The sequence below is a fragment of the Rhizobium sp. R635 genome (assembly GCF_002211285.1).
GTDB lineage: Bacteria > Pseudomonadota > Alphaproteobacteria > Rhizobiales > Rhizobiaceae > Rhizobium.
On the sequence record NZ_LOKX01000010.1, the window covers coordinates 40,087 to 53,799 of the forward strand.

13 protein-coding genes are annotated in these 13,713 nt (G+C 63.0%); 2 read left to right on the forward strand and 11 right to left on the reverse strand.

The features are described from left to right. Nucleotides 1-46 precede the first annotated feature (46 nt). Nucleotides 47-1,000 (reverse strand): 1-acyl-sn-glycerol-3-phosphate acyltransferase, encoded by a 954-nt coding sequence (locus ATY78_RS09695; RefSeq protein WP_088682129.1) that lies wholly within the window; start codon nucleotides 998-1,000, stop codon nucleotides 47-49. A 140-nt stretch (nucleotides 1,001-1,140) separates the two neighbouring features. On the opposite strand from ATY78_RS09695, the gene ATY78_RS09700 reads away from it, so the two are divergent. Next, nucleotides 1,141-2,076, forward strand: a complete 936-nt coding sequence (locus ATY78_RS09700) for a tyrosine recombinase XerC (RefSeq protein WP_088682130.1) — start codon at nucleotides 1,141-1,143, stop codon at nucleotides 2,074-2,076. Nucleotides 2,077-2,219: 143 nt separating this feature from the next. After that, nucleotides 2,220-3,296 carry a TraB/GumN family protein gene (locus tag ATY78_RS09705; RefSeq protein WP_088682131.1) on the forward strand — a complete coding sequence of 359 codons (1,077 nt, stop codon included), beginning with the start codon at nucleotides 2,220-2,222 and terminating at the stop codon, nucleotides 3,294-3,296. Nucleotides 3,297-3,308: 12 nt separating this feature from the next. Here the strand turns inward: ATY78_RS09705 and ATY78_RS09710 are convergent, their stop codons facing one another. The 10 genes from ATY78_RS09710 to sucD all read right to left on the reverse strand — a co-directional run bounded on the left by ATY78_RS09710 (nucleotide 3,309) and on the right by sucD (nucleotide 13,711). Further along, nucleotides 3,309-3,809 carry a cytochrome b/b6 domain-containing protein gene (locus ATY78_RS09710; RefSeq protein WP_088682132.1) on the reverse strand — a complete coding sequence of 167 codons (501 nt, stop codon included), beginning with the start codon at nucleotides 3,807-3,809 and terminating at the stop codon, nucleotides 3,309-3,311. A 103-nt stretch (nucleotides 3,810-3,912) separates the two neighbouring features. After that, nucleotides 3,913-5,319, reverse strand: a complete 1,407-nt coding sequence (gene lpdA, locus ATY78_RS09715) for a dihydrolipoyl dehydrogenase (protein WP_088682133.1) — start codon at nucleotides 5,317-5,319, stop codon at nucleotides 3,913-3,915. Between the two features lie 24 nt (nucleotides 5,320-5,343). Then, nucleotides 5,344-5,982, reverse strand: a complete 639-nt coding sequence (locus tag ATY78_RS09720; RefSeq protein WP_088682134.1) for a LysE family transporter — start codon at nucleotides 5,980-5,982, stop codon at nucleotides 5,344-5,346. 20 nt (nucleotides 5,983-6,002) lie between these two features. Continuing rightward, on the reverse strand, nucleotides 6,003-6,755 hold the full coding sequence (locus ATY78_RS09725; protein ID WP_088682135.1) for an SDR family oxidoreductase: 753 nt from the start codon (nucleotides 6,753-6,755) through the stop codon (nucleotides 6,003-6,005). Continuing rightward, complete coding sequence (locus ATY78_RS09730; RefSeq protein WP_088682136.1) at nucleotides 6,752-7,282, reverse strand: hypothetical protein; 531 nt, start codon at nucleotides 7,280-7,282, stop codon at nucleotides 6,752-6,754. The genes ATY78_RS09725 and ATY78_RS09730 overlap by 4 nt, the downstream gene beginning before the upstream one ends. Beyond that, a complete protein-coding gene (locus ATY78_RS09735; protein ID WP_088682137.1) occupies nucleotides 7,279-8,028 on the reverse strand; it encodes a DUF4241 domain-containing protein in 750 nt (249 codons plus the stop codon). The genes ATY78_RS09730 and ATY78_RS09735 overlap by 4 nt, the downstream gene beginning before the upstream one ends. A gap of 13 nt (nucleotides 8,029-8,041) precedes the next feature. Continuing rightward, nucleotides 8,042-9,292, reverse strand: coding sequence for a 2-oxoglutarate dehydrogenase complex dihydrolipoyllysine-residue succinyltransferase (odhB, locus tag ATY78_RS09740; RefSeq protein WP_088682138.1), 1,251 nt, complete (start codon nucleotides 9,290-9,292; stop codon nucleotides 8,042-8,044). Nucleotides 9,293-9,331: 39 nt separating this feature from the next. Next, on the reverse strand, nucleotides 9,332-9,640 hold the full coding sequence (locus ATY78_RS09745; protein WP_088682139.1) for a YciI family protein: 309 nt from the start codon (nucleotides 9,638-9,640) through the stop codon (nucleotides 9,332-9,334). A 15-nt stretch (nucleotides 9,641-9,655) separates the two neighbouring features. Continuing rightward, nucleotides 9,656-12,640: a 2-oxoglutarate dehydrogenase E1 component gene (locus tag ATY78_RS09750; protein WP_088682209.1), complete on the reverse strand. Its 2,985-nt coding sequence runs from the start codon at nucleotides 12,638-12,640 to the stop codon at nucleotides 9,656-9,658. A 168-nt stretch (nucleotides 12,641-12,808) separates the two neighbouring features. After that, complete coding sequence (sucD, locus tag ATY78_RS09755) at nucleotides 12,809-13,711, reverse strand: succinate--CoA ligase subunit alpha (RefSeq protein ID WP_008528022.1); 903 nt, start codon at nucleotides 13,709-13,711, stop codon at nucleotides 12,809-12,811. Between the last annotated feature and the right edge of the window lie 2 nt (nucleotides 13,712-13,713).

Consider the following 13,713-nt stretch of genomic DNA (forward strand, 5'->3'; position numbering starts at 1 on the left):
GATTTCATGATAACAGGTGACGGGTCTGCCACATGCGCCGGCTTGTTTAGACGGCAGGAACCGGCATCTCCCGGCCTTCCACTGCTTCAACCGGCAGGCCGACCGGTATGAAGGTCGCGTCACCACCTGCCGAGAGATCGTGCACCGTATGCCTCTCCAGCACCTTCGTCACCTCGTTGAGGTCGCCGTCCAGATGTTCGGCCGGAATGAGATTGCCGATCACGAAATCGAAGCGGTCGCCGCGTTTGTTCAGCAGTTCGTGAAAAACGGTCATGTCGCGAAGTTCCGTCGACCATTTCGCCAGCCAATAGAACAGGCCGGAATTGCGCGCCGTCATATGGACGGGAAGGATCGGCAGATTGTATTTGCGCGCCAGCCCGACGGCCGAGGTCTTCCAGGGGCGTTCGTTCAGCCGGCCGTTCGCCCAGTAGGCGATGCGGCCCGAGGGAAAGAGCACCGTCGCCTTGCCTTCCCTCACCGCATGGTTCGTCAGCTGCAGCGTCTCGCGCGCCTTGAGCTTGCTCTTGTGCTCCTCCCGCCATTCCACAGGGATGATCATCTCGGCAAAGCGCGGATTGACCCGGATCGCGTCGCGGTTGGCGAAGAACATCATATCCGGCCGGCGCGCTTTCAGGAGATCGAAGACAGCGACGCCGTCGGCAATGCCTGTGGGATGATTGCTGACGAGGATGAAGCCGCCGCTACTGGGAATGCGTTCGCCATTGGCGACGCCGATATCGAGCTTCAGCACGTCGCTCAGATATTCGAACGACTGGAAACCCGGCATCTTGGCAACCGCATTGGCGAATTCGATCGCCTTGCCGTAGCGCAGCAGCGTGTAGAGGAACGGCCGCATCGCAGGCCAGAGCGGATGTTTCACGATCCTCTGGCCGCGTTCGGCAATCAGCGTATCGACGATGTGACCAGGTCTTCCATGCGAGACGAGAGCGATCGCTTCCGCGAGCTGTCCGAAAGCCGTCATGGAATCGCGCCGTGCCATGAAAGATCCTGTCTATGGGGCATAAAGCTATCGCAGTAGAATATGATCTGGGGATGACAAAGGTTTGGCCGGCATTAGCAATTCCATAACCGTTCCTGCTTCAAATTGGCGGACTTGAAGGCAAATTCAAGGCCAGAGACGTGAACGAACTCTTGATCATCGCCGATCCGCGCCTGATGGCCGAGCGGGCCGCGTGGCTCGAAAACCTCGCCCGCGAGCGCCGCCTTTCCGAGCATACGCTCGATGCCTATGAGCGCGACACCCGCCAGTTCCTGACCTTCCTGACCGGCCATCTCGCCGGGCCGGCCACACTCGCCGATATCAGGGAATTGCGCCCTGCCGATTTCCGCGCATTCCTCGCGGCCCGGCGCAAGCAGGGCTCCGGCGCCCGCTCGCTCGGCCGCAATCTCGCCGGCCTCCGCTCGCTGCTACGCCATCTCGAAAAGAAAGGGCTGGTCAATGCTGCCGGCGCCGGCGCGATCCGCTCGCCGAAACAGCCGAAATCGCTGCCCAAGCCGCTCTCCGACACGCAGGCGATCACCGTCGTCAGCGACGAAGCCCAGCTCCATGACGAACCTTGGATCGCAGCGCGCGATGCGGCTGTCATGACGCTGCTCTACGGCTGCGGCCTGCGCATCTCCGAAGCGCTGGATCTCACCCCCGCCGACCTGCAAAAGGGCGCAACGGCGCTGCGCATCACCGGCAAAGGCAACAAGACGCGGCTTGTGCCGCTGCTCTCAGTGGTTTTCGACGCCGTCGAGAAATATCGCACGCTCTGCCCGTACCATCTCGAAAGCGGCGAACCGCTGTTTCGCGGCGCCCGCGGCGGCAGGCTGCAGCCGGCGATCATCCAGCGGGCCATGCAGAAGCTGCGCAGCGCCTTCGGCCTGCCGGAGACGGCGACGCCCCATGCGCTTCGTCACTCCTTCGCCACCCACCTGCTCGCCGGCGGCGGCGATCTGCGCACCATCCAGGAACTGCTCGGCCATGCCAGCCTTTCCACGACGCAGGTCTATACCGGCGTCGATGCGTCGCGGCTGCTGGAGGTGTATGATCGCGCCCATCCGCGGGCCTAGTGCATGTCGCCCAAAAGTGTGCAGCGGTTTTGGGACAACGACATGCATATGGGCATAAGTTTTCGTTAACGCATTCTCTTAAAGGAATATGCGCAAGCCGGGCGTAGAGCATGAAACGCATAAGGCATGTAGGGAATACCATCGTGACGACATCAATCGGCCGCCGGACGTTTCATCTCGTAGCGCCGGGCAACCTGCTGCTCTGGTTGATCGCAGCCTTTCACATGCTGCTTCTCGCAGCCCTGTTTGCCGGTCTTTTGACTGCACGGCCGGCGACCGCCGCCGAGGAGGCCTGCACCGGCCGGAACCTGATGGCCGAGCTGCGGCAGAACGACCCGGCCCGCTATGCCGAGGCGCTGAAGGAAGCCGATGCGACGCCAAACGGCAAGGGCATCTTCTGGAAGATCGAGAAGCCGGGTATCCGGCCTTCCTGGCTGCTCGGCAGCATGCATGTCACCGACCCGCGCGTGCTTGCCCTGCCGCCGCGCGCCCAGGCCGCTCACGACGCAGCCGATACGATCATCATCGAATCCGACGAGATTCTCGATGAACGCAAAGCAACCGCCGCCCTGCTCGCAAGGCCTGAGCTGACGATGTTCACCGACGGCACGACGATCGACAAGCTGCTCTCGCCGGAGGATTACCAGCGCCTGGAAGCCGGCCTCAAGCAGCGCGGCATCCCGCTCGGCGCCGTCTCCCGCATGCGGCCGTGGATGATCTCAAGCGCCGTCGCCCTGCCGGCCTGCGAAATCGCCCGCAAGGCGAAAGGCGTGAAATTTCTTGACCAGAAGATCGCGGCCGACGCTGCTGCCGAAGGCAAGACGGTCAAGGGGCTGGAAACCCTTGCCGAGCAGATCCAGGCCATGGCCGACCTGCCGGTCGAATTTCATATGAAGTCGCTGATCGAGACGCTGGAACTCGGCGACAAGATGAACGACGTCGTCGAAACGATGACCGATCTCTATCTTTCCGGCGATATCGGCATGACGATGCCGATGCTGAAGACCGTGACGCCGGAAGACGAGGGCGACACCAGCGACTATGCCGCCTTCGAACAGCGCGTCATCCTCGACCGTAACCAGGTAATGGCCGAACGTGCGGCCCCCATTCTCGACGGCGGCAACGTCTTCATGGCCGTCGGCGCCCTGCACCTGCCCGGCGAACAAGGCGTCGTCGAACTGCTGCGCAAGCAGGGCTTTACCGTCACCGCGGTCAACTGAACCGGGAGACGGTCAGCCGAGCGTCATGCGGCGCAGCACATTGCTTTTCCAATAGAACTGATGGACGAGCGCGCCGGCGACATGGGCCGCGATCAGCGCCCAGAGAACGATCTTCAGGACATCCGCGTGGAGGAAACCGGCAGGATCGATGCCGAAATAGTAGGCGGCAATGCCAGAAAGCGGCATCGCGAAGATCAGGATATAGAGCCCTGAATGGGCAAGCTTCGCCGCGAGACGGAAGATCGCCGGCTCCCGAGAAACCTCGGGCGGCACACCCTTGATAAAGCGCAGACAGAGCCGGAGGACGGCGAGCAGCAGAATGGCGATGCCGACATAGGCATGGATATTGGCCGACGCGATCTGCTCGGGTGTCGGCACCTGGCCTCTGCGAACGAGCCGGTGCCAGATGTTCATTCCGTCGGGAAAGAGCAGGTTGAAGAAGATCAGCAGCGCCACCGCCCAGTGAAGGAAACGCTGGCTGAGACTGTAGCTCATGATGGATGACTGCTGCATTTCTTGATCCCCGCCAGATGCCCCAACTTTGCTCTAGGCAACAACTAAAACAGCCGCTTGCCTTCCGGCAAGCGGCTGCGCGCTTCATTACGAAGATGTAAGCTTACATATGGATCGGCTTGAAGAAGGTCGCGAGCGCGGCTTCCTTCACGGCTTCGGACATCGTCGGATGCGCATGGCAGGACCGGCCAAGATCTTCCGACGAACCGCCGAACTCCATCAGAACGGCGATCTCGTGGATCATTTCGCCGGCGCCGAAGCCGACGATATGGCCGCCGAGAACGCGGTCGGTTTCCTTGTCGGCGAGGATCTTGACGAAACCGTCGGTCGCCAGCATCGCGCGGGCGCGGCCGTTTGCCGTGAACGGGAACTTGCCGACCTTATAGGCGACGCCTGCCGCCTTCAGCTCTTCCTCGGTCTTGCCGACAGACGCGACTTCCGGCTGGGTATAGACGACGCTCGGGATGACCTCGTAATTGACGTGGCCATGCTGGCCGGCGAGGATTTCGGCCAGCGCCACGCCCTCGTCTTCCGCCTTGTGCGCCAGCATCGGCCCCTTCACCACGTCGCCGATCGCATAGATGCCGGCGACATTGGTCTTGAAGTGACCGTCGATCTCGACGCGGCCGCGATTGTCGAGCGCCACACCTGCCTCTTCGAGGCCGAGACCCGCCGTATAAGGCTTGCGGCCGGTGGCGATCAGCACGGCGTCGGCTTCGAGCGTCACGGCGTCGCCGCCCTTGACCGGTTCGAAAGTGACCTTGGCGCCCTTGCCGCCCTTTTCGACGCCGGTGACTTTGGCGCCGAGATTGAAATCGATACCCTGCTTGGCCAGCATGCGCTGGAACTGCTTGGAAACTTCGCCGTCCATGCCGCCGAGGATGGTGTCGAGATATTCGACGACGGTGACCTTGGCGCCGAGGCGCGACCAGACCGAGCCGAGTTCGAGGCCGATGACGCCGCCGCCGACGACGATCAGCGTTTCCGGCACCTTCTCCAGCGCGATGCCGCCGGTGGAGGAAATGATGGTCTTTTCATCGATCTCGACCTGCACGCCGGGAATGCCGGCGACATCGGAGCCGGTGGCGATGACGATGTTCTTGCTCTCGATCTCCTGCACCTTGCCGTCCTCGGCGGTGACGGAAACCTTGCCGGCCGAGACGATCTTGCCGGTGCCCTGGAAGGTATCGATCTTGTTCTTCTTGAAGAGGAAGGCGACGCCGTCGACGTTCGACTTCACCGTCGCATCCTTATGCGCCATCATATTGGCGAGGTTGAGCGTCGGCGCCGGCACGTCGATGCCGAGCGTGCCCAATCCATGGCCGGCCTGATGGAACATTTCGGAAGCATGCAGCAGCGCCTTGGACGGGATGCAGCCGACGTTCAGGCAGGTGCCGCCATAGGTCGCGCGCTTTTCGACGACGGCGACCTTGAGGCCGAGCTGGGCTGCCTTGACGGCGCAGACGTAGCCGCCAGGGCCGGTTCCGATAATGATGACATCGTAGGACATTGCTTTTTCCCTTTGGATTATCGTTTAGTCGGCCGCGCGCGTAAGCGCGAGGCGGAAGCCGAAGCCGACGAGTGCTGCTCCGGTAATGCGGTTGAACCATTTGCCGCTGGCGATGAAGCGGTCACGGATCGCCTTGACCGTGAAGAAATAGGAGACGCCGGCAAACCACGCGACCAGCGCCGTCGCCATGCCGATGCCGTAGGAGAACTGGATCAGAACAGGCGTGTCGTGATGCACCAGCGTCGAAAACAGCGACAGGAAGAACAGCACCGGCTTCGGGTTCAGCGCATTGGTGATGAAGCCCATGCCGAGGCATTTCAGCATCGAGACCGGCTTGCGGTCTTCGGCCGTTACCTCGATCTCGCTCACCTTGAAACCAGGCTCGCGGAACGACTTGATGCCGAGATAGACGAGATAGGCGACACCCGCCCATTTGATCATCGCAAACAGCATCAGCGATTTCGACACGATGAGGCCGAGGCCGAGAATGGTGTAGCTGATATGGAAGAGCAGGGAAAAGCCCATGCCGAGCCCGGTCATGATGGCGGCGCGACGCCCGTGCACGATGCTCTGGCGCAGGATAACGGCGAAATCGGCGCCCGGCACGACGATGAAGATCGAGAAAACGGCCATCAGGCCAAGGAATTCGAGAATATACTGCATATCGTTTTTGCCCTGTCCTTCTAACGGCCGCCGCTCACATTGAGGATCGCGCCGGTTATATAGGAAGCCGAAGGAGAGAGAAGGTAGAGGATCGCATCCGCCACCTCTTCGGGCGTACCGGTGCGCTGCATCGGGATCGACGGCGCCATTTCGCGCGGCCGGTCCGGCAGCCCGCCAGAAGCATGGATATCGGTTTCGATGATGCCTGGCCTGACCGCATTCACGCGGACGTCCTCGGCGGCGACCTCGCGCGCGAGCCCGACGGTGAACGTATCGATGGCGGCCTTCGAGGCGGCATAATCGACATACTGCGCCGGAGAACCGAGAACCGCAGCCATCGACGAGATGTTGACGATCGCGCCGCCGCGGCCGTTATGACGGCTCGACATGCGGCGTACCGCCTCTGCCGCGCAGAGTATGGAGCCGGTCACGTTGATCCGCAGCATGCGCTCGATCCGCTCCGCCGCCATCTCGTCGACCCGCTGCGGATAATCGACGATGCCGGCATTGTTGACGAGCCCGTCGAGCCGGCCGAAATGGCGGTCGACGGCCGCAAACATCGAGACGATATCGGCGGCATTGCCGACATCGCCCTCGATTGCCAGCGCCTCGCCGCCGGCCTCGGTGATCGACGCAACGACAGCGTCGGCAGCCGCGCGGTTTGAGGCATAGTTCACCGCGACACGCCAGCCCTGGCGTGCGGCAAGGCGCGAGACGGCAGCGCCGATGCCCCGGCTGCCGCCGGTCACGAGAACGACAGGTGCACCGCTCATGTCGCGCATTCCTTGAAAACAAGCACGTCCCAGGGCGCCACGGAAGCCTTGCCCTCGCCCCAGGCACTGGATTCACGGATGGCCGGGCCAAGGCCGGGCAGCACCAGCTTTTCGGCCGCCACAGCACCCTCGGGCTGGAGATTGTCCATTTCGCCCTTGGCATCCATGCCGTAGACGGCGCCCTGCCAGACCGTACAGGCATTGAGATTCGCGCCCGTCACATCGCCCTCGGGGCAGTTGAACATCAGGATGCCGATCGCGCGTACCGGATCTTCCGACGGCATGACATAACCTTCCATCACGACGGACGTCTTCAGCGCGCTGACCTTGAACTGGTTGCTGGCGGCGGCCGACGCGGAATTCAGCGGCGTGAAGCGCAATTCATAGGCGCCGTCGCGGTCGACATAGACGGCCCCTTCCTGCTTGCATTCGGCGCCGGATGCAGCGGCAGGCGCGGCGAAAAACGCAGCGGCCGCGATTGCAGCCATGCCTTTTCCTCCCGCCATGATGCCGATCTTTCCGCTCATTGTCCCTTCGGCTCTCTCCGCCCGTCGGCATTCTCGATCACGCCGAAATCCGTCAGCAGCACCAGCGGGCGGTCGTCCTTGTCGAGGCCCCAGAAAACCGGGTAGAACCCGTCGCCCCAGCCGCTCCAGAAGACGGCGACATTGCCCTTCTTGCCGGCGACCGGCCGGTGGAGCGCATAGCGGCCCTTGTTGGCATCGAGGTCCGAAGCCAGCACGTCGTCGTAATAATTGAAGTCGGCATCCGGCTTCTGTGCCTGGACCTGCGCCTCGCGCTCGCCGATCAGAGCAAGCGTGTCGGCATCCATGTAGCAGCCGACGCCGGCATCGACGGGATAGCCGAAAATCTCGCCGTCCTTCAGCGTCATCGGATCCTGTCCGGGCAGGACGGCAAGCTCCCAGTGATCCGGCTTGCCCTCGGCAAAGCGCATGCCGGCCGCCGCGATGCGCCCGGAAGCCTGGTAGAGCGTGACCGGATATTCCCCCGGCGCGACCGTCCTTGCGAGCGCCGGACGATCCGGCTGAGCGAGCGGATCGGCCGCGACGATACGGCCGGAGGTCAGCTCGACATTGCCCATGTGGATCACGTTGATCGAGCGCGCGGAGAGTTCGGCATCGCCCAACGCCACCAGCTCGAAATTGCTGCTCGCCTTTCCGGCATCCCAGCCGGCAGCCGATGCGGAGACCGGGGTATGCGCGGCGGCAGCGCAAAGAAGAAGGCGCGCCGCTCGCAAGATCCGGTTCCGCATCGAAAGCGCTCCCTTAGAGATCGAGAACCAGACGTTCCGGATCTTCGAGGCTCTCCTTGACGCGCACGAGGAAGGTGACCGCTTCCTTGCCGTCGACGATGCGGTGATCGTAGGAAAGCGCCAGATACATCATCGGACGGATGACCACCTGGCCGCCGATCGCGACCGGCCGCTCCTGGATCTTGTGCATGCCGAGAATGCCCGACTGCGGTGCGTTGAGGATCGGCGAGGACATCAGCGAGCCGTAGACGCCGCCATTGGTGATGGTGAAAGTGCCGCCCTGCATGTCGGCCATGGCGAGCGAGCCATCGCGGGCAGCCTTGGCAAGACGGCCGAGCTCCTTCTCGATCTCGGCGATCGACATCTGGTCGGCATCACGGATGACCGGAACGACGAGGCCCTTGTCCGTACCGACGGCCATGCCGACATGGCAGTAGTTCTTGTAGATGATGTCGGTGCCGTCGATTTCGGCGTTGACGGCCGGCAGTTCCTTCAGGGCGTGCGTAACGGCCTTGGTGAAGAAGCCCATGAAGCCGAGCTTGACGCCGTGCTTCTTCTCGAAAATGTCCTTGTACTTGTTGCGCAGGTCCATGACCGCCTTCATGTCCACCTCGTTGTAGGTGGTCAGCATGGCGGCAGTGTTCTGCGCGTCCTTGAGGCGCTTGGCGATCGTCTGGCGCAGGCGCGTCATCTTCACGCGCTCTTCGCGCGAGGCATCCTCGACCGTCGACGGGCCGCGCGCAGCAACCGGCGCTGCCGCGGGTACGGCCGCCGGAGCGGAAATGCCCCTGGCGACGGCGGCGATGACGTCGCCCTTCAGCACCTGGCCGCGCTTGCCGCTGCCGTCGACCTGATCGGCGGAAAGGTTGTTTTCAGCGAGCATCTTGGCGGCCGCCGGCGCTGCCGGCATGGTGGAAACGGAAGCGCTCGACGACGCTGCGGCAGCGGCGGCCGGGGCGGCAGGCGCCGGTGCAGCAGGGGCGGCGGCCGGTGCGGCAGCAGCCGGCGCGGCGGCGGCAGCGCCGGCACCTTCGGCGATCTGGCCGAGCAGTGCGCCGAGGCCGACGGTCTCGCCGGCGGCGGCAACGATTTCCGAAAGCGTGCCGGAGACGGGCGCGGGAACTTCGATGGTCACCTTGTCGGTTTCAAGCTCCAGAATCGGCTCGTCGGCCTTGATGGCGTCGCCGACCTTCTTGAACCAGGTGCCGACGGTTGCCTCGCTGACGGATTCACCGAGAGTTGGAACGCGGATTTCTGTGGCCATTGTTCAAATCCTGATTTCGTGTGTTTTCGTTTATGCGTTTCAGACGGCGGGCGGCCGCAAAATGATCGAGGGCATCGGCAGAATATCGAAACGGAAACCGAAACCGGAAGCGATGATCGGATCGGCATCGGCGAGAGCCCGTGCAGCCGCCTGATCCTCGACCTCGACGACCGCCATGCCCCAAGCGCCTTCCCCTTCGAAGACGGGGCCGACCGTGACGGCCGTTCCCGCAAGGGCGTTTCGACGCCAGTATTCGGCATGGCTTTTCATCGCCGCCATTTCCTCCCCGGTCCCGTCATGCGGGAAAGTGGGGCGCGGCGGCGGCAGTCTCAGAAAGAAATAAGCCATTGCGCCCCCCTTGTATTAGCCGCCCAGTGCATCCTCGAGGAATGCCGAGAGCTGCGAAAGATGCTTGGACATCAGGCCCGTCGCCGGCGAGGCGGCGGCCGGACGGCCGGTATAGCGGACACGCTGGTATTTCGCATCGATATGGGCAAGCACCCATTCGAGGAACGGGTCGATGAACGACCATGCGCCCATGTTCTTCGGCTCTTCCTGGCACCAGACCATCTCGGCACCACGGAAGCGCGACAACTCGTTGATGAGTGCCTTTGCCGGGAACGGATAGAGCTGTTCGACGCGCAGCAGGTAGATATCGTCGATACCGCGCTTTTCCCGCTCTTCCAGAAGATCGTAATAGACCTTGCCGGAGCACATGACGACGCGTCGGATCTTGTTGTCTTTCTGCAGCTTGATCGGGCCGTCCTTGATCACCTCGGCATCGTCCCAGAGCAGGCGGTGGAAGGCGGATTCGCCCGCGAGTTCCGCAAGCGTCGAGACCGCCCGCTTGTGGCGCAGCAGCGACTTCGGCGTCATCAGGATCAGCGGCTTGCGGAAGTCGCGCTTCAGCTGACGGCGCAGGATGTGGAAGTAGTTCGCCGGCGTCGTGACGTTGGCGACCTGCATGTTGTCTTCCGCACAGAGTTGCAGGAAGCGTTCCAGGCGAGCCGAAGAGTGCTCCGGACCCTGACCTTCATAACCGTGCGGCAGCAGGCAGACGAGGCCCGACATGCGCAGCCACTTGCGTTCGCCCGACGAGATGAACTGGTCGAAGACGACCTGCGCGCCGTTGGCAAAATCGCCGAACTGCGCTTCCCAAAGCGTCAGCGCATTCGGGCGAGCCAGCGAGTAGCCGTATTCGAAGCCGAGAACGGCTTCTTCCGAAAGCATCGAATTGATGACTTCGTAACGGGCCTGCGTCGGCGCGAGATTGGCGAGCGGAATATAGCGTTCTTCGGTCTCCTGATCGTAGAGAACCGAATGGCGCTGCGAGAAGGTGCCGCGTTCGCAATCCTGGCCGGACAGGCGGATCTTGTGGCCTTCGACGACGAGCGAACCGAAGGCGAGAGCTTCGGCCATCGCCCAGTCGAGGCCTTCGCCGGTGCCGATCATGTTGGCGCGGTTTTCCATGAAGCGCTGGATCGTGCGATGCGCGTTGAAACCTGCCGGGATCTCGGAGAGCTTGCGGCCGATCTCCTTCAAGGTCTTCATCGGCACGGCGGTCTTGCCGCGGCGCTGTTCGTCCTGATTGTCGGCCGTGCGCAGACCGGACCATTCGCCGTCCAGCCAGTCGGCCTTATTCGGCTTGTAGTGCTGGCCGGCATCGAACTCCTGTTCGAGATGCGCGCGCCAATCAGCCTTCATCTTCTCCACTTCGCCATCGGTGAGCAGGCCTTCGGCGACGAGACGCGCGGCATAGAGCTGCAGCACGGTCTTGTGGCCGCGGATCACCTTGTACATCTTCGGCTGCGTGAAGGATGGCTCGTCGCCTTCATTATGGCCGTAGCGACGGTAGCAGAACATGTCGAGCACCACAGGCTTGTGGAACTTCATGCGGAATTCGGTGGCGATCTTGGCCGCGTAGACCACCGCTTCCGGATCGTCGCCGTTGACGTGCAGGATCGGTGCTTCGATCATCTTGGCGACGTCGGACGGATAGGGCGACGAGCGCGAGAAGGCCGGGTTCGTGGTGAAGCCGATCTGGTTGTTGATGATGACGTGCATCGTGCCGGCAACGCGGTGACCGCGCAGACCGGACAGGCCGAGGATTTCGGCGATGACGCCCTGGCCGGCAAAAGCCGCGTCGCCGTGGATCAGGAGCGGCAGGACCTTGGCGCGTTCGGAAAGCGGAATGATGTCGCCGTCCCAGACGGAGGCGCTCATGTCCTGCTTGGCGCGGGCCTTGCCCATGACGACGGGATCGACGATTTCGAGATGCGAAGGGTTCGCGGTCAGCGAAACGTGCACCTTGTTGCCGTCGAATTCGCGGTCGGAGGAGGCGCCGAGATGGTACTTGACGTCGCCGGAACCTTCGACTTCGTCAGGCGCGTAGGAGCCGCCCTTGAATTCGTGGAAGATGGCGCGGTGCGGCTTGCCCATGACCTGGGAGAGCACGTTGAGGCGGCCGCGATGGGCCATGCCGAACACGGCTTCCTTGAGGCCGAGATGGCCGCCGCGCTTCAGGATCTGTTCGAGCGCCGGGATCAGCGATTCACCGCCGTCGAGGCCGAAGCGCTTGGTGCCCTTGAACTTGACGTCGAGGAACTGCTCGTAGCCTTCGGCTTCGACGAGCTTGGCGAGGATCGCCTTCTTGCCTTCCGGGGAGAAGGCCACGCCCTTGTCAGGACCTTCGATGCGCTCCTGGATCCAGGCCTTCTCTTCCGGGTTGGAGATATGCATGAATTCGACGCCGAGCGTCGAGCAGTAGGTGCGTTCGAGGATCTCGATCATCTCGCGGATGGTCGCGTATTCCAGGCCGAGCACGTTGTCGATGAAGATCCTGCGGTCGTAATCGGCTGATGTGAAGCCGTAATTTTCCGGCGACAGCTCGCGATAGTCGTCGACGGCGGCGGCGATGCCGAGCGGATCGAGCTTGGCATGCAGGTGGCCGCGCATGCGGTAGGCGCGGATCATCATGATGGCGCGGACGGAATCGCGCGTCGCCTGCAGCACGTCGGTGCTGTCGGCGGGCTTGCCCTCGGCTGCGGCCTTCGCCTTCACCTTGGTCTCGATCACCTTCTCGACGATGCCCCAGTCGCCGTCGAGCGCCGACACCAGATCGCCGCCGGCTGCCAGCGGCCAGTTCTTCTTGCGCCAGGAGGCACCCTTGGCCGCCTTCTTCACATCGGCAGGATCGTCTTCCAGCGCCTTGAAGAAGGTGCGCCACTGATCGTCCACCGACGCCGGGTCCTCTTCGTAGCGCGCATAGAGCTGCTCGATATAGGCCGCGTTGGCGCCATCCAGAAACGAGGTGATCTGAAACTGCTCGTTGGCTTCTTGCCGTGCCATGGTGATATGCGAACGCTTCCGTCCGCCTCCTGACTTTGATGAATTTGCCGGATCGATCGCCGGCTGCCGCATTCCGATTGCCGCCTGTCCGCGGCGCATCTGCTGGTCTCGTGTGCGAGCCGGGCGGAAGGCGCAGATGCCGTTCCTCCGCCCGGTCTATAGGTGGCTTCAGCCCTTGAGGACTTCAACCAGCGTCTTGCCCAGGCGGGCTGGAGACGGAGACACCTTGATGCCTGCCGATTCCATCGCCGCGATCTTCGATTCGGCGTCGCCCTTGCCGCCCGATACCACGGCGCCGGCATGGCCCATGGTGCGGCCCTTCGGCGCCGTGCGGCCGGCGATGAAGCCGGCCATCGGCTTCTTGCGGCCCTTCTTGGCTTCGTCCTTGAGGAACTGGGCCGCGTCTTCTTCAGCCGAGCCACCGATTTCGCCGATCATGATGATCGAGGTCGTGGCTTCGTCAGCCAGGAACATCTCGAGCACGTCGATGAATTCGGTGCCCTTGACCGGGTCGCCGCCGATGCCGACGGCCGTCGTCTGGCCGAGACCTTCGTTGGAGGTCTGGAAGACGGCTTCGTAGGTCAGCGTGCCCGAGCGGGAAACGATGCCGACCGAACCCTTGCGGAAGATCGAGCCCGGCATGATGCCGATCTTGCACTCTTCCGGCGTCAGGATGCCCGGGCAGTTCGGTCCGAGCAGGCGCGACTTGGAGCGGTCGAGGCGAGCCTTGACGCGCACCATGTCCATGACCGGGATGCCTTCGGTGATGCAGGTGATGAACGGGATCTCGGCGTCGATCGCCTCGATGATCGCATCGGCAGCACCTGCCGGCGGAACGTAGATGACGGTCGCGTCGGCGCCGGTCTTTTCCTTGCCTTCGGCGACGGTTGCGAAGATCGGCAGGCTTTCGCCCTTTGCGCCGGTCCAGGTTTCACCACCCTTCTTCGGGTGGATACCGCCGACCATCTGGGTGCCGTAGTAGGCAAGCGCCTGTTCGGTGTGGAACGTGCCGGTCTTGCCGGTCAGACCCTGAACGAGGACCTTGGTGTCTTTATTGACGAGAATAGACATTC

What these genes read in the sequence shown, in the direction of transcription:
- ATY78_RS09695 (WP_088682129.1), bottom strand. Translation starts at nt 1,000, where the DNA reads ATGGCACGGCGCGATTCCATGACGGCTTTCGGACAGCTCGCGGAAGCG.
- ATY78_RS09710 (WP_088682132.1), bottom strand. Translation starts at nt 3,809, where the DNA reads ATGCAGCAGTCATCCATCATGAGCTACAGTCTCAGCCAGCGTTTCCTT.
- lpdA (WP_088682133.1), bottom strand. Translation starts at nt 5,319, where the DNA reads ATGTCCTACGATGTCATCATTATCGGAACCGGCCCTGGCGGCTACGTC.
- ATY78_RS09720 (WP_088682134.1), bottom strand. Translation starts at nt 5,982, where the DNA reads ATGCAGTATATTCTCGAATTCCTTGGCCTGATGGCCGTTTTCTCGATC.
- ATY78_RS09725 (WP_088682135.1), bottom strand. Translation starts at nt 6,755, where the DNA reads ATGAGCGGTGCACCTGTCGTTCTCGTGACCGGCGGCAGCCGGGGCATC.
- ATY78_RS09730 (WP_088682136.1), bottom strand. Translation starts at nt 7,282, where the DNA reads ATGAGCGGAAAGATCGGCATCATGGCGGGAGGAAAAGGCATGGCTGCA.
- ATY78_RS09735 (WP_088682137.1), bottom strand. Translation starts at nt 8,028, where the DNA reads ATGCGGAACCGGATCTTGCGAGCGGCGCGCCTTCTTCTTTGCGCTGCC.
- odhB (WP_088682138.1), bottom strand. Translation starts at nt 9,292, where the DNA reads ATGGCCACAGAAATCCGCGTTCCAACTCTCGGTGAATCCGTCAGCGAG.
- ATY78_RS09745 (WP_088682139.1), bottom strand. Translation starts at nt 9,640, where the DNA reads ATGGCTTATTTCTTTCTGAGACTGCCGCCGCCGCGCCCCACTTTCCCG.
- ATY78_RS09750 (WP_088682209.1), bottom strand. Translation starts at nt 12,640, where the DNA reads ATGGCACGGCAAGAAGCCAACGAGCAGTTTCAGATCACCTCGTTTCTG.
- sucD (WP_008528022.1), bottom strand. Translation starts at nt 13,711, where the DNA reads ATGTCTATTCTCGTCAATAAAGACACCAAGGTCCTCGTTCAGGGTCTG.